Origin of the sequence: Exiguobacterium sp. s189 (assembly GCF_018617615.1) — a bacterium.
Lineage (GTDB): Bacteria > Bacillota > Bacilli > Exiguobacteriales > Exiguobacteriaceae > Exiguobacterium > Exiguobacterium aestuarii_A.
The window spans coordinates 99,566-115,886 of sequence record NZ_JACSKM010000003.1 but is presented as its reverse complement, the minus strand read 5'-3'; the positions used below and the strand labels follow the sequence as shown (position 1 = coordinate 115,886).

General features: G+C 51.8%; 18 protein-coding genes. 8 read left to right on the top strand and 10 right to left on the bottom strand.

Features of this window, described 5'->3' with window-relative positions; genetic code table 11:
* Nucleotides 1-342 precede the first annotated feature (342 nt).
* The 7 genes from KNO99_RS05305 to cspD form a co-directional block, all read right to left on the bottom strand.
* Nucleotides 343-1,950: a BCCT family transporter gene (locus tag KNO99_RS05305; RefSeq protein ID WP_214745982.1), complete on the bottom strand. Its 1,608-nt coding sequence runs from the start codon at nt 1,948-1,950 to the stop codon at nt 343-345.
* A 113-nt stretch (nt 1,951-2,063) separates the two neighbouring features.
* The gene (cccB, locus tag KNO99_RS05300; protein ID WP_012726941.1) at nt 2,064-2,399 is read right to left on the bottom strand and encodes a cytochrome c551; all 336 of its coding nucleotides are present in this window, start codon (nt 2,397-2,399) and stop codon (nt 2,064-2,066) included.
* A 108-nt stretch (nt 2,400-2,507) separates the two neighbouring features.
* The gene (locus KNO99_RS05295; RefSeq protein WP_214745980.1) at nt 2,508-3,365 is read right to left on the bottom strand and encodes a YitT family protein; all 858 of its coding nucleotides are present in this window, start codon (nt 3,363-3,365) and stop codon (nt 2,508-2,510) included.
* Between the two features lie 61 nt (nt 3,366-3,426).
* Entirely contained in the window at nt 3,427-4,527 is a 1,101-nt protein-coding gene (prfB, locus tag KNO99_RS05290) for a peptide chain release factor 2 (protein WP_214693596.1), read from the bottom strand.
* Nucleotides 4,528-4,582: 55 nt separating this feature from the next.
* Nucleotides 4,583-7,105 carry a preprotein translocase subunit SecA gene (gene secA, locus KNO99_RS05285; RefSeq protein ID WP_214745977.1) on the bottom strand — a complete coding sequence of 841 codons (2,523 nt, stop codon included), beginning with the start codon at nt 7,103-7,105 and terminating at the stop codon, nt 4,583-4,585.
* Between the two features lie 139 nt (nt 7,106-7,244).
* Nucleotides 7,245-7,808 carry a ribosome hibernation-promoting factor, HPF/YfiA family gene (gene hpf, locus KNO99_RS05280; protein ID WP_214687196.1) on the bottom strand — a complete coding sequence of 188 codons (564 nt, stop codon included), beginning with the start codon at nt 7,806-7,808 and terminating at the stop codon, nt 7,245-7,247.
* A 303-nt stretch (nt 7,809-8,111) separates the two neighbouring features.
* On the bottom strand, nt 8,112-8,309 hold the full coding sequence (gene cspD, locus KNO99_RS05275) for a cold-shock protein CspD (RefSeq protein WP_012726946.1): 198 nt from the start codon (nt 8,307-8,309) through the stop codon (nt 8,112-8,114).
* A 272-nt stretch (nt 8,310-8,581) separates the two neighbouring features.
* Here cspD and KNO99_RS05270 point away from each other — a divergent pair, with 272 nt between their 5' ends.
* The 8 genes from KNO99_RS05270 to KNO99_RS05235 all read left to right on the top strand — a co-directional run bounded on the left by KNO99_RS05270 (nt 8,582) and on the right by KNO99_RS05235 (nt 14,174).
* Nucleotides 8,582-9,076: a competence protein ComK gene (locus KNO99_RS05270; RefSeq protein WP_214745974.1), complete on the top strand. Its 495-nt coding sequence runs from the start codon at nt 8,582-8,584 to the stop codon at nt 9,074-9,076.
* Between the two features lie 74 nt (nt 9,077-9,150).
* Entirely contained in the window at nt 9,151-10,866 is a 1,716-nt protein-coding gene (locus KNO99_RS05265) for a hypothetical protein (protein ID WP_214745971.1), read from the top strand.
* Nucleotides 10,867-10,875: 9 nt separating this feature from the next.
* Nucleotides 10,876-11,166, top strand: coding sequence for an EscU/YscU/HrcU family type III secretion system export apparatus switch protein (locus tag KNO99_RS05260; RefSeq protein ID WP_214693601.1), 291 nt, complete (start codon nt 10,876-10,878; stop codon nt 11,164-11,166).
* The gene (locus KNO99_RS05255) at nt 11,163-11,543 is read left to right on the top strand and encodes a flagellar export chaperone FliS (RefSeq protein ID WP_214745969.1); all 381 of its coding nucleotides are present in this window, start codon (nt 11,163-11,165) and stop codon (nt 11,541-11,543) included. Before KNO99_RS05260 ends, KNO99_RS05255 begins: the two co-directional genes overlap by 4 nt.
* Entirely contained in the window at nt 11,527-12,426 is a 900-nt protein-coding gene (locus KNO99_RS05250; RefSeq protein ID WP_214745966.1) for a flagellin N-terminal helical domain-containing protein, read from the top strand. The genes KNO99_RS05255 and KNO99_RS05250 overlap by 17 nt, the downstream gene beginning before the upstream one ends.
* Before the next feature lie 24 nt (nt 12,427-12,450).
* Nucleotides 12,451-12,894 (top strand): YaaR family protein, encoded by a 444-nt coding sequence (locus tag KNO99_RS05245; RefSeq protein WP_214745961.1) that lies wholly within the window; start codon nt 12,451-12,453, stop codon nt 12,892-12,894.
* A 9-nt stretch (nt 12,895-12,903) separates the two neighbouring features.
* On the top strand, nt 12,904-13,569 hold the full coding sequence (locus KNO99_RS05240; protein WP_214745958.1) for a DUF2225 domain-containing protein: 666 nt from the start codon (nt 12,904-12,906) through the stop codon (nt 13,567-13,569).
* Nucleotides 13,570-13,673: 104 nt separating this feature from the next.
* The gene (locus tag KNO99_RS05235; protein ID WP_214745955.1) at nt 13,674-14,174 is read left to right on the top strand and encodes a DUF1572 family protein; all 501 of its coding nucleotides are present in this window, start codon (nt 13,674-13,676) and stop codon (nt 14,172-14,174) included.
* Here the strand turns inward: KNO99_RS05235 and KNO99_RS05230 are convergent.
* The 3 genes from KNO99_RS05230 to KNO99_RS05220 form a co-directional block, all read right to left on the bottom strand.
* The gene (locus tag KNO99_RS05230; RefSeq protein WP_214745953.1) at nt 14,162-14,683 is read right to left on the bottom strand and encodes a DUF402 domain-containing protein; all 522 of its coding nucleotides are present in this window, start codon (nt 14,681-14,683) and stop codon (nt 14,162-14,164) included. The two genes, KNO99_RS05235 and KNO99_RS05230, sit on opposite strands and share 13 nt — an antisense overlap.
* 100 nt (nt 14,684-14,783) lie before the next feature.
* Nucleotides 14,784-15,452 carry a DUF4352 domain-containing protein gene (locus KNO99_RS05225; RefSeq protein ID WP_214745951.1) on the bottom strand — a complete coding sequence of 223 codons (669 nt, stop codon included), beginning with the start codon at nt 15,450-15,452 and terminating at the stop codon, nt 14,784-14,786.
* A 159-nt stretch (nt 15,453-15,611) separates the two neighbouring features.
* Nucleotides 15,612-16,238 carry a hypothetical protein gene (locus KNO99_RS05220; RefSeq protein WP_214745948.1) on the bottom strand — a complete coding sequence of 209 codons (627 nt, stop codon included), beginning with the start codon at nt 16,236-16,238 and terminating at the stop codon, nt 15,612-15,614.
* Between the last annotated feature and the right edge of the window lie 83 nt (nt 16,239-16,321).

The following is a 16,321-nucleotide window of genomic DNA, read 5'->3' as shown; positions in this document are numbered from 1 at the left end:
TACCCTTTTTAAAATATTTTCATGCATCTATGACGAATTCAATCATTTGTTTTAGTTACTGTATATTTCGCCTAGAGTCTTTTTTACAGGAAATGACTCCCACTGTCAAGGTGTTGTTTTCATATCATCGCCTAGTCAAAAATTCATCTAGGGCATAGGTGAAGCGACTACAATTATATCAATCCACCTTTTAAAACACCATTACAGGATTGTTTCAGTTCGATTGAGTTCGATGTGAAAATGTCGCGAAGAACCTCGCTTTCTCTATATGTAAGAAAAAGTTGAAACCGCACTTCAAAAAGGGTGCTCCCGTAGGAACACCCTTCACGATATCGTCAATAATTAGTCATGTGGTTTTTCTTTCAATGCGTCAAACGGAGACTTTTTCCGTTTCCGATATTTGATATGGATTGTCGGCGACTCATAATCATCGGAGGCTCGGATATCCCGACTCGACACTCGGACGAACGACCAGGCCAGGAGGAACATGATAAAGATCAGCGGGAACCCACCGACGATACTCGCCGTCTGTAGCGTATCCAATCCGCCGAGGAACATGAGCGTGAGTGGCATGATCGCGAGTGCGAACGCCCAGAAGAGACGGTTCCAGACGATCGGCTCGTCCTCGACATGTTTCTGTGTGACCGATGCCAAAATGTAAGACGATGAATCGAACGTCGTAGCTAAGAAGATGATCGCGAGAAGTGTGAAGACACCGATCACGACTTTCCCGAACGGTAACTGTCCGATGATGGCAATAATCGTTGGTGCCGGACCGTTCGCCGCCATATACCCGACGACATCGAACGTTCCACTCAAGTGGAGGTACAGCCCATAGTTTCCAAGGATTCCGAAGAACAGGATACAACCAAGCGTTCCGTATACCATCGTTCCGAAAATCATATTTCGAATCGTACGACCGCGCGAGATGCGGGCGACGAACAGCCCAACGAACGGCGCGTAGACGAGCCACCAAGCCCAATAAAATACGGTCCACGACTCCGGGAAGCCCGTCGAGGCGAACCCACCGAAGTCACCGAACGGTTCCATCCATGTCGCCATACGGAAGAAGTTGTCCATGACAATCCCCACCCCGTTAAACGTCGTCTCCAAAATGAAACGTGTCGGCCCGAAAATAAATACAAATGTCAATATTCCGAGGGCGAGCCAAATATTCAAGTCACTCAACACCTTGATGCCGCCTTTTAAGCCGATATATGAACTGACGGCAAAAATCACCGTACAAATTAACATGATGACGGCTTGCATACCGAGCGTGACCGGAATACCTGTCAGTGCATTGACCCCTTCGGCAATCATCGGTGTTCCGAGGGCGAGCGTCGTTCCGGCACCGCCTAATAATCCAAAGATAAATAAGATATCAATAATCTTGCCGAGCGGACCGTCCGCCCATTTTCCGAGTACAGGGCGAACCGCTTCACTGACTTTAAGTACTGATTTTTTACGGACATAGAAGAAATAGGCGATCGGCAATGCCGGTAACGTATAGATTGCCCAAGCAATCGGTCCCCAGTGGAACATGCCGTATGCCGTCGACCATTGAATCGCTTCCGGTGACTCAGGTGTCAGTCCAAATGGTGGACCTTCGTAATAGTAGACCCATTCAATGACTGACCAATAAAGGATACTCGACCCGATGCCGGCAGCAAACAACATCGCCGCCCATGAGAACGTACTAAATTCGGGTTCTTCATCTTCACGACCTAACTTGATGTGGCCATTTTTACTGAAGGCAATAAAGATCAAAAATCCGAATGCGCCTAAGCCCATCGCCAAATACAGCATGCCAAAGTTAGAGGTCATGTATTCGTTTGCCGCCCCGACCCAGGCCTTACCGGTCTCCGGGAAGAAGATGAGCGGTAACGTCACCCCTAACAGTAATACAAACGAGCCGATAAAAGTCGGCCAGTCAATCAGTTTCGTCTTCAATTGTCATCACTCCATTTCCATAACGTCTACTACTACCCTAACAATAATTCCCCAAGCAATAACACCCCAAACAAAAAAGCACGAGGTAAATATTCACCTCATGCTTACGTGTCTTATTTTTTCTCAGCGAGCCAAGCGGCAACTGCCGTGATCTCTTCATCGTCTTCGAGGACGTTCGCAGGCATCGCGCCTTGACCGTTACGAATGACGTTTTCAATCTCTTCTGCCGACAGACGAGCACCGACTTGCTCGAGTGACGGACCACTCATTCCTTCAAGGTTTGCACCGTGACATGCCGCACAGTTTTGTGCGTATACCGCTTCCGCGTCAACCGATGCCGTGTTCGAGCCCGAATCCCCGTTGCTCGATGTGTCCTCTTCTTCGCCGCCGCCACATGCGCCGAGTGTCAGCATGGCGCCGAGGCCGATGGCCATCATCCATTTTTTCATAACCACGTTCCCCTCCTAAGTTGTAGAAATGACCTACATTTACCATTATAGCCGTTCACGTATACTTTCTAACCTAATCTCACGAAAAGTACACAAAGATTCCACAACTTACGGGACATTGATGTAGCGTTTATCCGACGTGAACCCTTGTCCGAGCACCTCGTGCGCCTCGCTGAAGACGAGGAACGCCTCTGAGTCGATCCGACGGATGATTTCTTTCAGACGGCTCACCTCGCTCTGACGGACGACGATCATGAGCATCGGACGGTCGAGACGAGAATACGCCCCGATCGCCTGAATCTCCGTCGCGCCGCGGTCGAGCTCCTCAAAGACGGCCCGGACGATGAAGTCCCGTTTCTCCGAGATGACATACGCCATCTTGTCCTGTGTGAACCCGAGCTGAACGAAGTCGATCATCTTGACCGTGATGAATAACGCGATAAGTGCATAGAGCCCGGTCGAGAACGAGAACGTGACAGCAGCGGTCAAAACGACCATACCGTCGAGGATGGCGATACAAAGATAGAGCGGGATGTGCGTGAACTTATGTAAGATCTGTGCGATCAAGTCCATTCCGCCTGTCGAGGCACGTCCTCGGAAGATAAGCCCGAGTCCGACACCGACACCGACCCCACCAAAGATGGCGGCGAGTAACATATCGTTGACGGCAGCCCCTGCATCGATTGCCTCATAGAATAGGATGACACCCGGCAAAAAGATGGAACCGACGAGCGACTTCACGCCGAAACCGAGACCGAGGATGGCCCATCCGATGATAAGTAGCAACACGTTCGCCACGAGCTGGAACGCCCCCGGCGAGATGCCGAACAATTCATACGTGATGACCGAGATCCCGCTCACCCCGCCCGACGCGAGGTTGTTCGGCAACAGGAACAAGCTGAAGGCCGAGGCGACGAACACCGAGCCCGTCAACAAATATAGATAGTCTTTGACGATTTGCTTCATTAAAGAAATTCTCCTTTACAGACAACGTGGCCCAAAGACAGGAGTCTTTGAGCCACATGCATCACATATTTGTTTTACGAAGATAAGCATCGATGAACGGCATGACGTCGCCATCCATGACACCACTTGTGTTTCCGACCTCGTGGTTCGTACGGTGGTCTTTGACCATCGAATACGGGTGGAAGACGTATGAACGGATTTGGCTACCCCAACCGATGTCCGTTTTCTCTCCACGGATCTCGTCGAGCTTGCGTTGTTGCTCGTCGAGTTCGCGTTGGTACAATTTCGCTTTCAACATCTTCATCGCCGACTCACGGTTCTTGATCTGTGAACGTTCTGTCTGACAAGAGACGACGACGCCTGTCGGCACGTGCGTGATCCGGACGGCAGAGTCTGTCGTGTTGATGTGCTGTCCGCCGGCACCTGACGCGCGGTACGTGTCGATGCGGAGGTCTTCTGTCCGTACTTCGATTTCGATGTCGTCATCGAATTCTGGCATGACGTCACATGACACGAACGACGTGTGACGACGGCCTGACGAGTCGAACGGCGAGATGCGGACCAAACGGTGAATCCCTTTCTCCGCTTTCAAGTAGCCGTACGCGTTATGTCCGACGATGCGGAGCGTGACCGACTTGACGCCCGCTTCTTCACCAGGAAGGTAGTCGACCGTCTCGACTTTCCAGCCTTGCTTGTCTGCGAAGCGCTGATACATCCGAAGAAGCATCGATGCCCAGTCCTGTGACTCGGTACCGCCTGCACCCGGGTGTAATTCTAGAATCGCGTTGTTCGCATCGTACGGTCCGTTCAAGAGGATTTCGAGCTCGAAATCATCGAACTCTTTCTTGAGCGATTGAATCGTCTCCGCGAGCTCTTCTTGCATCTCGGCATCCGGCTCTTCTTTGATGAGTTCGAGCGTCACTTCGCCGTCCTCATGTTGTGTCGCGAGGTCTTGATACTTGTCGACCATCGCCTTGAGGCCGTTCGACTCGTCGATGACTTTTTGTGCCTTCTCTTGGTTGTCCCAAAAGTCAGGGTACGTCATCTCGTTCTCGAGCTCAGCGATGCGTGCTTCCTTCTCCGTTAAGTTGAGCGAAGCTCTGTAGTTCTCGAGGCGCTTCGCCATCGCCTCAAGTTCGTTCCGAATATCTGAAATTTCCATAGTGTTGATTCACCTTTCCGTAGGAAAGAGGCGAGCGGACCCGCCTCTTCAATAATTAAGCCTGTTGTCTACCGTGACAGTTCTTGAACTTCTTACCAGACCCACACCAGCACGGATCGTTCCGGCCGATGCTATCTTCTTTCGAACGACGAACCGGCTTCTTCTTGACCGGTGCGTCTTCCTTGCCTGAAACGGCGACTTCCTCTTCGACGACTTTCTCGCGTCGGAGGTTGTCCCCGACTTCGGCACGGAGTACGAAGCCTGTCACTTCTTCTGAGATGGCTGCGTTCATCGCATCGAACATGTTGATTCCTTCCGCCTGATACTCGCGGAGCGGGTCGTTCTGTCCGTATGCACGGAGATGAATCCCTTGACGCAACTGATCCATGTGGTCGATGTGAGACATCCAGTGCGAGTCGACGGCACGGAGCACGATGATCTTCTCGAACTCGTTGAAACGCTCAGGCGGTGCGAGTTGACGTTTCGCCTCGTACTGCTCGTTCACGCGCTCCATGAGGAGTTCGATGATCTCTTCGCGTTCTTTGCCGAAGAAGTCTTTGCCTTCGACCGTACGCTCGAGCGCGAGCGTCTGGTTTGCCCAATGCGCGAGCTCGTCGATGTTCCACTCTTCCGGCACGAGTTCGATCGGCGTGTATTGACCGACACCGAGTTCGACCGTCTGTGCCATCATCGAACGGACGATGTCTGTGACCGACTCGTTCTCGAGGATGCTCGAGCGGTCTTTATACATGACCTTCCGTTGGTCGGCCATGACGTTATCGTAACCGAGAAGCTGTTTACGCGCATCGTAGTTGTTTCCTTCGACGCGTTTTTGAGCCGATTCGACCGCTTTCGAGACCATGCGGCTCTCGATCGGTTGCGTATCGTCCATCCCGAGACGCTCCATCATGTTCTGGAGGCTGTCCGTTCCGAAGCGACGCATGAGCTCATCTTCGAGTGACAAGTAGAACTGGGATTTACCCGGGTCCCCTTGACGACCTGAACGACCACGGAGCTGGTTATCGATCCGGCGTGACTCGTGACGCTCTGTCCCGATGATATAGAGACCACCGAGGTCGATGACACCTTCGCCGAGCTTGATGTCGGTACCACGACCGGCCATGTTCGTCGCGATCGTGACCGATCCTTTTTGACCGGCGTTCTCGATGATTTCCGCCTCACGCGCGTGGTTCTTCGCGTTCAAGACATCGTGACGAATCTTCTTCTTCGTCAAGAGTTTGCTCAAGTATTCAGACGTCTCGACGGCAACCGTACCGACGAGGATCGGTTGACCAGTCGCGTGGACCGTTGCGATCTCCTCGACGACGGCTTTGAACTTCCCTTCCATCGACTTGAAGATGAGGTCTGAGCGGTCCTCACGAAGAATCGGTTTGTTCGTCGGAATCGTCACGACTTGCATGTTGTAGATGTTACGGAACTCTTCTTCTTCGGTCTTCGCCGTACCGGTCATCCCGGCAAGCTTCTCGTACATACGGAAGTAGTTCTGATACGTGATCGTCGCGAGCGTCATCGATTCACGCTGAATCTCGACGCCTTCTTTCGCTTCGATGGCCTGGTGAAGACCTTCTGAGTAGCGACGTCCGTCCATGACACGACCGGTGAACTGGTCGATGATCATGACTTGTCCGTCACGCACCATATAGTCGATGTCGTGATGCATGACCGCGTTCGCACGAAGGGCAAGCCCGACATGGTGGTTGACCGCGACGTGCTCGATTGCGAACAGGTTGTCGATGCCGAAGAACTTCTCGGCGAGGTCGACCCCTTGGTCCGTCAAAAGGACCGATTTCGTCTTCACGTCGACCGTGTAATCGTCTTCCTCTTTTAACGTACGGACGAATGCATCGGCACGCGTGTAGAGTTCCGTCGATTTTTGAGCCGATCCTGAGATGATGAGCGGGGTACGCGCCTCATCAACGAGGATCGAGTCGACTTCATCGACGATCGTATAGTAGAGCTCGCGTTGCACACGGTCTTCCTTATAAAGGACCATGTTGTCACGGAGGTAGTCGAATCCGAGCTCGTTGTTTGTCGAGTACGTGATATCACAGTTGTAGGCCGCCTGTTTCTCGACACGGTCCATGTTCGACACGTTGAGGCCGACCGAGAGACCGAGTGCGAAATAGAGCGGCTCCATGAGTTCTTTATCTCGCTTCGCCAAGTATTCGTTGACCGTTACGACGTGTACGCCACGGCCCGTGAGCGCGTTCAAGTAGACTGGAAGTGTCGCGACGAGCGTCTTCCCTTCACCGGTTTTCATCTCGGAGATGTCACCGTTGTGGAGCACGTAACCCCCGATGAGCTGGACACGATAGTGACGCATGCCGAGCACACGCTCTGATGCCTCACGACAGACCGCGAACGCCTCTGGTAAGATATCGTCGAGCGTCTCGCCTTTCTCTAGGCGTGAACGGAACTCTTCCGTCTTCGCTTGAAGCTGTTCGTCTGACAATGCTTTGATTGGTTCGGCGAACGACTCGATCAAGTCGGCCGCTTTCTCTGCTTTTTTCAATACTCGTTTCTGTGGAGCAAATAACTCTTTCAAAAAGTTCGCCATACTCATATCTCCTCTGCACTCACTAAAAAATGCATGTTTTTTCCCTAATGTACAGTTTAACCGAAGTGGTGCCACCTTTCAAGGAAAGGCAAAACGAAACGACCCTCCGAAACCGGAGGGTCGTGTAAGGTCAAGTATATTATTCTGGTTCGATCAAGCCATACTTCCCATCTTTACGACGGTAGACGACGTTCGTGTTGCCCGTTTCCGCGTCAGAGAAGACGAAGAAGCTGTGACCGAGCATGTCCATTTGAAGAATCGCCTCTTCCGTGTCCATCGGTTTCAATGTGAAGCGTTTCGTCCGTACGAGTTCGAGTTCTGCCTCGTCCTCATCGTAGACGGCCGGTGCATCATCAGGTCCTTCGAGGGACTTGAAGTACTCGCCGACGCCACCTTCTTTCCCGCGTCCTTTACGGTTGAGTTTCGTTTTGTGTTTACGGATTTGACGTTCCAATTTATCGACGACGAGGTCGATTGCCGCGTACATGTCGAGGTTGATGTCCTCGGCACGGAGCAACAAGTTCGGCATCGGGATCGTCACTTCCACTTTTTGTTTCTCGTTATACACTTTTAAGTTGACGTAAGCCGTCTGTGCATCCGTAGGAGTTGTGAAATACCGAGTCAACTTCTCCAGCTTTTTCTCGACATAGTCTTTGATTGCTGGTGTGACCTCAATGTTTTCGCCGCGAATGTTATAAATCATCTGAACTCCTCCTTAAAATAACCGCTTGAACCAATGATTCGTCGAACGAGACGGAATCTCCTGCTTCATTTCTAAAAGAAAGTGGAACCAGGTGGTTCACTAATATTATACCCCGAAATCGCTATGTTTGAAAACGTTATCATCAGAAAATAATGACAATTTTGTTCCGAATTCAACATTTCCTACAACGAGCTAAAGGTATAGAAAGAAAATACCCATTCCACCCATTTTTAAACACCTTTTTTTATTATGTAGACAAAATAAAAAGCCGACTCCCGAGGGAGCCGGCTTCACGGTTTGAAATTATAATTTTACAACGTTAGCCGCTTGTGGGCCACGCTCGCCATCAACGATTTCAAACTCTACGTCTTGACCTTCGTCAAGTGATTTGTAGCCTTCAGATTGGATTGCTGAGAAGTGTACGAACACGTCTTTGCCGCCTTCTACTTCGATGAATCCAAAACCTTTTTCTGAGTTAAACCATTTTACTTTACCTACCATGTGTAAATCCATTCCTTTCACCATTGGAGAATACAGAGGGTTGTCCTCTACGGCTAATCTTACCACCTTCTTGTAAGCGTGACAAACACTTTCTCAAATATTTGTAAACGTTTCGTCATTTGGCTTTCATTGGAATTCTTTTTCCCTACTTTTCATATTGTCTTGTTGAATTTACATTTTTTGTGATATATCATTGAAGGGATGATTTAGGTTTGTGCCGTTTGTCATTTAGCCGATCCTGAAAATCTAATAAGAGGAGGATGGTGCAGCGTATGCGCTCCTACTATTCTGAGGAAAAATATCGCATCACAAAGCGAACCGTGGCGATTCTCCCTTGCTTTGACATTATGAAGCAGTCACGGATCATTCTCGAGGATGGCACCGAGATTTCAACCCCGCTCCGGCCGTACCAGTTGTTGCAACTTTCTTGCCGCCAGTACAACAGCTCGATCGAGGAAAGAATCTTCATCGCCAAACGCGTCGCCGGCGTAAAAGGGAAAGTCCCTGTCGTGATCGAACCGACAACCGGACTCGTCTTCTTCCCGACGAAGTCTCCGAAGCGAGACGATTGTGAATGGTATGCCTGGTCCCATATTCGAGACATACTGAACATCGAGGAGGAGCCGAACGGCCTCGTCCTCACAAAAGATGGACATCAAATCCAGACGAACGCGACACCGTACGTCCTTCGGAACCAACTGAAAGCGACAGGAGAACTCGTCGCCCGGTTCCAACAATTGAATGCGAGCCCAGCGCTTGAATCATGACACGCCTTCCGTCGAAAAGACGGAAGGTTTTTTTCGTTTGTTTCGCTTCATTTTTTGAAAAAGAGGTCGATATTATGGTCGAGGTGACAAACATGCAAATTCAAGCCCAAGCGACCGCCGTCAGTTCGGTCTTACCAGGCATCCAGACGAATCGGACCTATAAGGCCGAACTCGTCAAACAGACAGGCCCCGACTCCGCTATCGTCAAGATCAACGGCGAAGAAGTCGAGGTCACATTCAAAGACGGGCTTCCGAAGACGAACCCGTTCCACGTGACGCTTGCCGAACAGGACGGCGTCTTGCTCGCGACCGTCGTTCCACAAAAGGAAGAGACGCTTGAACCCGCACCACCTGCATCGTCAAAGCTCGACACGAAGATCCAGACGCTCCTCGCTTCCCTTCCACCCGAAGTCCGAAGCGCCGTCAGCCGTCTGCTCCAGTCCGGGCGTTTGCCGATGAACGAGGACACGGTACGCCTCCTCGAGACGGCTTTTAAAGGTGACATGCGCGACGTCATCCTTCATCTAAAGACGCTCGACACTCAGGCCGTCCCGCGTGAAGTCGCACGGGAGATTGCCGTCCTTTCTTTAAATGAGGCGAGACAACTCCTCACACCACCATCACCAGACGCCCCGTACCCTCAAAAAGAGCGATACGTCGAACTCGTCAACTTGTCACGTCCCGTGAGCGAACGAGTAACACCGACTCAGGAGACGATCGACCGGGTCATCCGTGACTTCCCTACCCCACCGAAGATGGAGCGCACCGAACCGTTGCCGCTACCTCCGGTGAACGGACGACAGGTGATGGTCAAGGAAGTGACAAGCCATCTCGCGAACGTGACGAACACGTTCCGAAACGAACAGGCGACGGTGACGAAACAACTCGGACAGGTCTCAGCACTCATCGAGTCGAACCCACATGCGGCACGCCCCGCGCTTGAGACCGTCTCGACCCGCTTGACGCAACTCGTCCAAAAGACGGATGCGCTCCTTCACACGGATGTGACGCAGGAGAAACAACTCGTCGCCATGACCGCGAAGCTCGACCTCGCCTTGTCGTTACTCTCGACAAAGCCACAAGAGAGCGCGGCACTCGTCAAAGACGTACGGGCGACGTTGAACGACTTCCGCTACGCACCGAACCAGGCACGGATCGAATATATCCCTCACGGTGCGATGCGCGCCGGGGAGATTCCGAGCGTCACACCGCTAAAACTTGACGCGACACTATCCGGTCGGCACGTCCAAGAAGTGACGCAACGTGTCCAGGCACAGGCCCAGCTCGCACAGGCGAACAACACGCCGACGTCCGCATTATCGGTGCGAAGCGACACGACGAACCCGGAGGCGCAGCGACTCGCCTCGTTCCTTCAGGTCCAACAGACGCTCAACCGCCTCGATGGTGGACAGCTCCACCAGCTCCTCTTCGCCCTTCCGGCGAAAGTACAGGAGATTGACACCGGGATTCACGTCCATATCCAAAACCGCGAGGCCGGTGACGTCGTCGACTGGGAGAACAGCGTCCTCTATATCCGCTTAGAGACACCTCGCCTCGGCGAGATCGGCGTCAAACTCGAAGCGAAAGACCGGAACCTCCGTCTCACGCTCGAGCATGACGATGCGACGGTCGAACGACTCGCCCGCCCGCTCCTCGTCAAGATCGAACAGACGCTCGAGACGATCGGCTATAAGAGCGTGACGACCCAGTTCAAACCGCTCACGAAAGCCGAACGCGTCGTCGATGAGCCGAAAGTGGCACCGACGACCGGCTATGACTTCAGAATTTAGGAGGCCACGATGTACCAACGCATGGATTTGACGAAACGAAAGACGGCCGCGGTCGTCCGCTATGACGAATCGACGGACAAAGCGCCCGTCATCGTCGCCCGCGGAACGGGAGCCGTCGCTGAAAAGATTCTACAAGAGGCACGTGCCCGAGGCGTGGCGGTCGAGAACGACCATTCCTTGCTCGGACACTTGCTCGACCTCGACTTAGGGGACGCCATCCCCCCGCAGCTGTATGACGTGATGGCGGAAGTGTTGCTGTTGATAGAAGAACTCGATTCCATTAAAGGAGAACCAAGATGAACCCAACCCAGTTATATGAAATGAGGCCTGAAGAACTGACACAGGCGATGTTACACGCACTCACGTATCATTACGAACGCGCCCAAGGCTCGACGATCGCCGAACGAAATCGTCATCTGCGCCAAGCGCGCGAGCTGTTGGTCAAGCTCCATCAAGGACTTCATGACAGCGGTGGCATCATCGCGGCGCAACTTGATGAAATCTATCTCTATATGGCGAACGCCAGCGTCGAGGCAATCATCGACCAGGACCAACAAAAGATCGCCGAACTACATACGCTCGCAAGCGACCTCGACAAGACGTGGAGCGAGGCGATGGAACGCGCGAAAACACAATCTGTCCCGACTGGAGGAAACCGCTATGAAAATTACCAATAACGTCCAAGCGTTGAAAGCCTATACGTCACTCTCGTTGAACCAGGCATCGATGAAGAAGACGATGGACCGCCTCTCGAGCGGTGTCCGGATCAACAAGGCGTCAGATGATGCGGCAGGACTCGCCATCTCCGAGAAGATGCGGATGCGCCTTGACTCGCTCTCGATGGCAGAGCGCAACACGCTCGACGGCATCTCGCTCACCCAGACGCTCGAGGGCGGGATGAATGAGACGCATTCCCTCCTCCAGCGCATGCGTGAACTAGCGGTCCAAGCAGCGAACGGGACGCTCAGCGAGGACGATGCGAAAGCCGTCCAAGAAGAGATTAACGCGTTGACGGAAGAAGTGACACGAATCGCCGAGACGACGGAGTTCAACTCGAAGAAGATCATGAACGGGGAATACAAAGAAGAGAAGAGCACGTTATTCTTCCAGATTGGTGCCGGCAATAACGAAGCCGTCGTCTTGAACGTACAAGATATGCGAGCGCATGCACTCGGCATCACGACGACAGCGGGAGGCGGAGCGTTATCTACCGTCGACCACGACAACGATCAAGCGACAGCAGATGTTTCTTACTACTCCCTCAGCGTATTGACGCCAGACAAAGCGGGAGAAGCAATCGCGAAGTTCGATGCAGCCATCAACCGTGTGTCACTCGAACGCTCGAAGCTCGGGGCAATCCAAAACCGTCTCGAGGCGAACGTCAGCGTCGTCGCCATCGGTTCTGAGAACTTGACGGCGTCCGAGTCACGAATCCGTGATGCCGACATGGCCCGTGAAATGATGGACTTCGCCCGCCTTAACATCTTGAATCAGTCTGGCATGGCGATGATCGCGCAGTCGAACGCATTGCCGCAAGGCGTGTTACAATTATTGAACTAACCTAAAGAAAGGACGGTTGCCCATATGGACATTCGTCGCATCATGGAGACGCAATCGCTCCTCGGCTCAAATAAGGCGAAACGCCCCGAGGTCGAACCTGGCATCTCCTTCCAAAACGTCATCGGTCAAAAGCGTGAAGACCGTGAACACGAGCGATTCCATCGTCAAATCGCCGCGATCCAGGAACAAGGAGAGCTACTCGCCGAGAGCCAGACGGTCGAGGCGCTCGCCGACTATAAGAAAATGATCAAAGACTTTATGAAAGAGGCCGTTGACGCGGCACTCCGCCTCGAGGACAAGCGCGGATTCAACCGCCGGGGACGTGCGAAGATCTACAAGGTCGTCGAACAAGTCGACCAGAAACTCCTCGCGCTGACAGACCAGGTCATCTCAGGGGAAGCCTCTCGCCTCTCCCTCCTCGACCAGGTCGGTGAGATTCGCGGATTGCTCGTCAACGTCTATGTGTGAGGTGTCGAGATGGCAGAACATTTGTTTTTGAAGAAAGTCAAATGTCCGTATTGTTTACAGGAAAGCAAGACCCAGCGTGTCTTGTCGCGTCACATCCGTCCGCTCGAGGTCGAAAAGGACGGCTATACGACGTATGACGGACCGAACCCGTATTTGTATGAGCCGACCGTCTGCGGTCACTGCCACCTCGTCTTCCATGACTCGTTCGACAAGGTGCGAAAGCATAACCGGGAGGCACTCGAGACGCATTACTTCAACCAAGTGAATCCGGATATCCTAAAAGGTGACCGGACACATGAGCACGTCATTCTCTTATATAAATTTGCGGTCATGACGGCCCAGTTGAGCGGACAAAAGCCTTCCGTTGTCGCCATGCTCGGGATGCGGATCGTCTGGATGTATCGGTTGATGGGGGATACGGCGTCTGAGAAGGAATGGATGCAACGCACACTCGATAAATACAATGAGGTGCAAGAGGCGTATACGGACCCAATCCGGACCGGGCTGCCGTATGACCAGCTCATGCTTCGGATTGCTGACCTTTCGGCTGCGCTCGACTATTACGAAGATGCGCGGCGCTGGTACGGGATTCTCCTCAGCAGTAAGGAAGTATCGGAGCGGATTCGGAATCAGGCACGGACTCATTGGGAAGATTTTCGTTTGGAACATACATAAACGAAAGCGTAGGACATTAAATCCTACGCTTTTTCGTAGTCATCATTGAGAGGTTCGACGATGGGGTATAAACAAATAGCTTACATACTAAAGGAGGATTTCTCATGTTTGAAACACAATATCTCGATACCGTACGTGCCACGTTCAACAGCCAGAAACAACTCGCCGAGCGCGCACTCGTCCAAGTGAGTGACGAGAACCTGCACAAGACGCTCGCGCCCGATACGCTCTCCCTCGCCCTCATCATCCAGCATGTGGCGAACAACATGAAGTCGCGCTGGACCGACTTCTTGACGACGGACGGCGAAAAGCCGGACCGGAATCGCGACGCCGAGTTCGAGGACCAACAATTGTCCCGGGACGAGCTCATGCAAGTATGGGACGAGCGCTGGCAACTGTTAGACGACGTCTTGGCCGCTCTCACACCAGAAGACTTAGGAAAAGACGTCATGATTCGCGGGGAAGCCCACTCTGTGATCGATGCGATTGAGCGACAAGTGTCGCATTACGGCTATCATGTCGGACAGATCGTCTATCTATCGAAGCTATTTGCAGGCAATGACTGGGACGTGTTGTCGATCCCGTTACCGCATCAGAGGAAGTGAGGCATCTCTCTTTGAGCGAGTTCGATGAGACGCCGCTCTAACGAACCGTCAAACGGAAATTGCTGATGCTCGATTCGTCGTTTCACTTCAGCGACGGTGTGCCATACCTGTTCAACCAATGCATCTGGATAACCGTATCGTATCCGGTTGATGTCGAACTCCTCTTCGTCGACGAGTTGCCATTCTCCTGGTTCCCTCGCAACGAGGTCCACATCCAAGTCAATGAAATGAATCTCCTCATCCGTAACGGTTGGGGGCAGGCCAATATTGGAGTACCCGCGCATCGTGCCGTCCTGTTCTAAATCGAGTTGCAGCGTGAAGCCTTCATGTCGCATAAAGCACTCCAGTGAGTGAGAATCGTATGTATAACAGGCACCTCGCGTATGATGTTGGAGCGTCCGCCCCGGTCCCGCATACAACAATACGTAATCCTCCGTTTCTTCCAAGACATGACTCGACCATTCATAATGGAGCTGTTGGTCATATTTGAGTAGAGAGACGTTCTTCATCACTGACCTCCTAAAAGATGGGATATCTTCATTATCCTCTATCGTTTAGGTTTAGACTAGACAAAGAGGGCGTGCCGTTTGGTTTCGGCACGCCCTTTATTTATTTCGTCACGTTGATCGTATATTCGTAGCGGTCTTCCGCAATCGTATTGAATTGGTCGTTATACGGACCCTCTACGACAAAACGCACCTCAGTCAACTCTGCTGGCATCGAATCTACATGAAAGAGTACCCCGCCCTCTTTCTTCACTTTACCTAAAAATTCTCCTCCGACATCTTCCGAAATGATTAGATCAGCGTCTACCTGTTCTCCTGTGTTCGTTACAAGGCGGGCCTGATTCGGATGAAATGAGACCGTGTCGTCACTCGTATTTTCGACAATCACGTTGAACGAAACAATGGTCACTTCTTTTTTTTCATCGAACATGAAACGAAAATCAGAAGCAACCTGTAATCGGAGGGTTTGCACTTTATCAATCTGAAAAATGATTGGACCAATCTTTTCTTCAATACCTAGGTTACGATTTTTCATGTAAATTTGACTGATGCCAAGCTCATTCTCTTCTACCTCAAACTCTTCGGAGCCACCAATCCCTTCTGACGTATCTTCATCTTTACTCGATTCACTTCCTTCTGATGAAGAAGTGGTTTCTTCATCAGTCGCCTGCTCGGTTTGCTCGATAGTTTCAGAACTCGTCGCCTCATCCGTCTCCCCGCATCCAATCAGAAATACGAGAGGCAATGTGAACAACCAATGTCGAACTTTCATGACACGCTCCCTCCTATTCGAAAATCTCGTCGGACAATGACTTATATTGAATATGTACCCATCTAATTAGAAATAATCATTTGTTTTATGATAATTCCTCTACTCATTTTCCAATGACCATACAAAAAACGTGCCGACACTCGGTCGGCACGCTTAATCTTATTTCGTCACGTTGATTGTATACTCGTAGCGATCTTCCGCCACTTTGTCGAAGTTCTCGTTAAACGGTCCATCGATGACGACTTTCAAGTCCGTCAGCTCTTCGGGTTTTGCTTTCACGAAGAAGAGGACATTCCCTTCTTTCTTCACTTTCCCCATGAATTCGCCACCAACGTCATCTGAGAACCATAAGTCCGAAGACACCTGCTCCCCCGTGTTCGTCACGAGTGTCGCCTGGTTCGGATGGAAACTCATCGTCTCGTCAACTGTATTCTCGACAATCATGTTCATCGCGACGACCGTCACCTCTTCTTGTCCATCGAATGAATCACTATAAGCTTCTGCGACCGTGAGACGTGACGTCTGCACTTTGTCGATGGCGAACTGAATCGGTCCCATCGTCTCCGTGATGGTGAGTGCCTTATTCTTCAAATAAATCTTGTTCGTGCCGAGTTCGCTTTCTTGGACGTCCGTTTTTTCAGCAGTCGTCTCCTCTGGCGCACTCGCTTCCGCCTCTGCCACTTCTTCTGTGTCCGTCGCCGTCGTCTTCAGTTCATCTGCTTCCCCGCATCCTGCGAGTAGTGCGAGCGGTACCGCTACCAGTAAGCCAAATCGTTTCATGTTCATCTTCATCTCTCCCTTTTCATAATCCAAGTGTTGTGGTTAAGACGAATATAACGAATTGGCAATCTGTACCGTGACAAGAAAAC

Excerpts from the sequence above, each read along its gene's own strand:
- cccB (WP_012726941.1), bottom strand. The coding sequence starts at position 2,399 with ATGAAAAAATGGATGATGGCCATCGGCCTCGGCGCCATGCTGACACTC.
- KNO99_RS05295 (WP_214745980.1), bottom strand. The coding sequence starts at position 3,365 with ATGAAGCAAATCGTCAAAGACTATCTATATTTGTTGACGGGCTCGGTG.
- prfB (WP_214693596.1), bottom strand. The coding sequence starts at position 4,527 with ATGGAAATTTCAGATATTCGGAACGAACTTGAGGCGATGGCGAAGCGC.
- secA (WP_214745977.1), bottom strand. The coding sequence starts at position 7,105 with ATGGCGAACTTTTTGAAAGAGTTATTTGCTCCACAGAAACGAGTATTG.
- hpf (WP_214687196.1), bottom strand. The coding sequence starts at position 7,808 with ATGATTTATAACATTCGCGGCGAAAACATTGAGGTCACACCAGCAATC.
- cspD (WP_012726946.1), bottom strand. The coding sequence starts at position 8,309 with ATGGTAGGTAAAGTAAAATGGTTTAACTCAGAAAAAGGTTTTGGATTC.
- KNO99_RS05270 (WP_214745974.1), top strand. The coding sequence starts at position 8,582 with ATGCGCTCCTACTATTCTGAGGAAAAATATCGCATCACAAAGCGAACC.
- KNO99_RS05265 (WP_214745971.1), top strand. The coding sequence starts at position 9,151 with ATGGTCGAGGTGACAAACATGCAAATTCAAGCCCAAGCGACCGCCGTC.
- KNO99_RS05260 (WP_214693601.1), top strand. The coding sequence starts at position 10,876 with ATGTACCAACGCATGGATTTGACGAAACGAAAGACGGCCGCGGTCGTC.
- KNO99_RS05255 (WP_214745969.1), top strand. The coding sequence starts at position 11,163 with ATGAACCCAACCCAGTTATATGAAATGAGGCCTGAAGAACTGACACAG.
- KNO99_RS05250 (WP_214745966.1), top strand. The coding sequence starts at position 11,527 with ATGAAAATTACCAATAACGTCCAAGCGTTGAAAGCCTATACGTCACTC.
- KNO99_RS05245 (WP_214745961.1), top strand. The coding sequence starts at position 12,451 with ATGGACATTCGTCGCATCATGGAGACGCAATCGCTCCTCGGCTCAAAT.
- KNO99_RS05240 (WP_214745958.1), top strand. The coding sequence starts at position 12,904 with ATGGCAGAACATTTGTTTTTGAAGAAAGTCAAATGTCCGTATTGTTTA.
- KNO99_RS05235 (WP_214745955.1), top strand. The coding sequence starts at position 13,674 with ATGTTTGAAACACAATATCTCGATACCGTACGTGCCACGTTCAACAGC.
- KNO99_RS05230 (WP_214745953.1), bottom strand. The coding sequence starts at position 14,683 with ATGAAGAACGTCTCTCTACTCAAATATGACCAACAGCTCCATTATGAA.
- KNO99_RS05225 (WP_214745951.1), bottom strand. The coding sequence starts at position 15,452 with ATGAAAGTTCGACATTGGTTGTTCACATTGCCTCTCGTATTTCTGATT.
- KNO99_RS05220 (WP_214745948.1), bottom strand. The coding sequence starts at position 16,238 with ATGAACATGAAACGATTTGGCTTACTGGTAGCGGTACCGCTCGCACTA.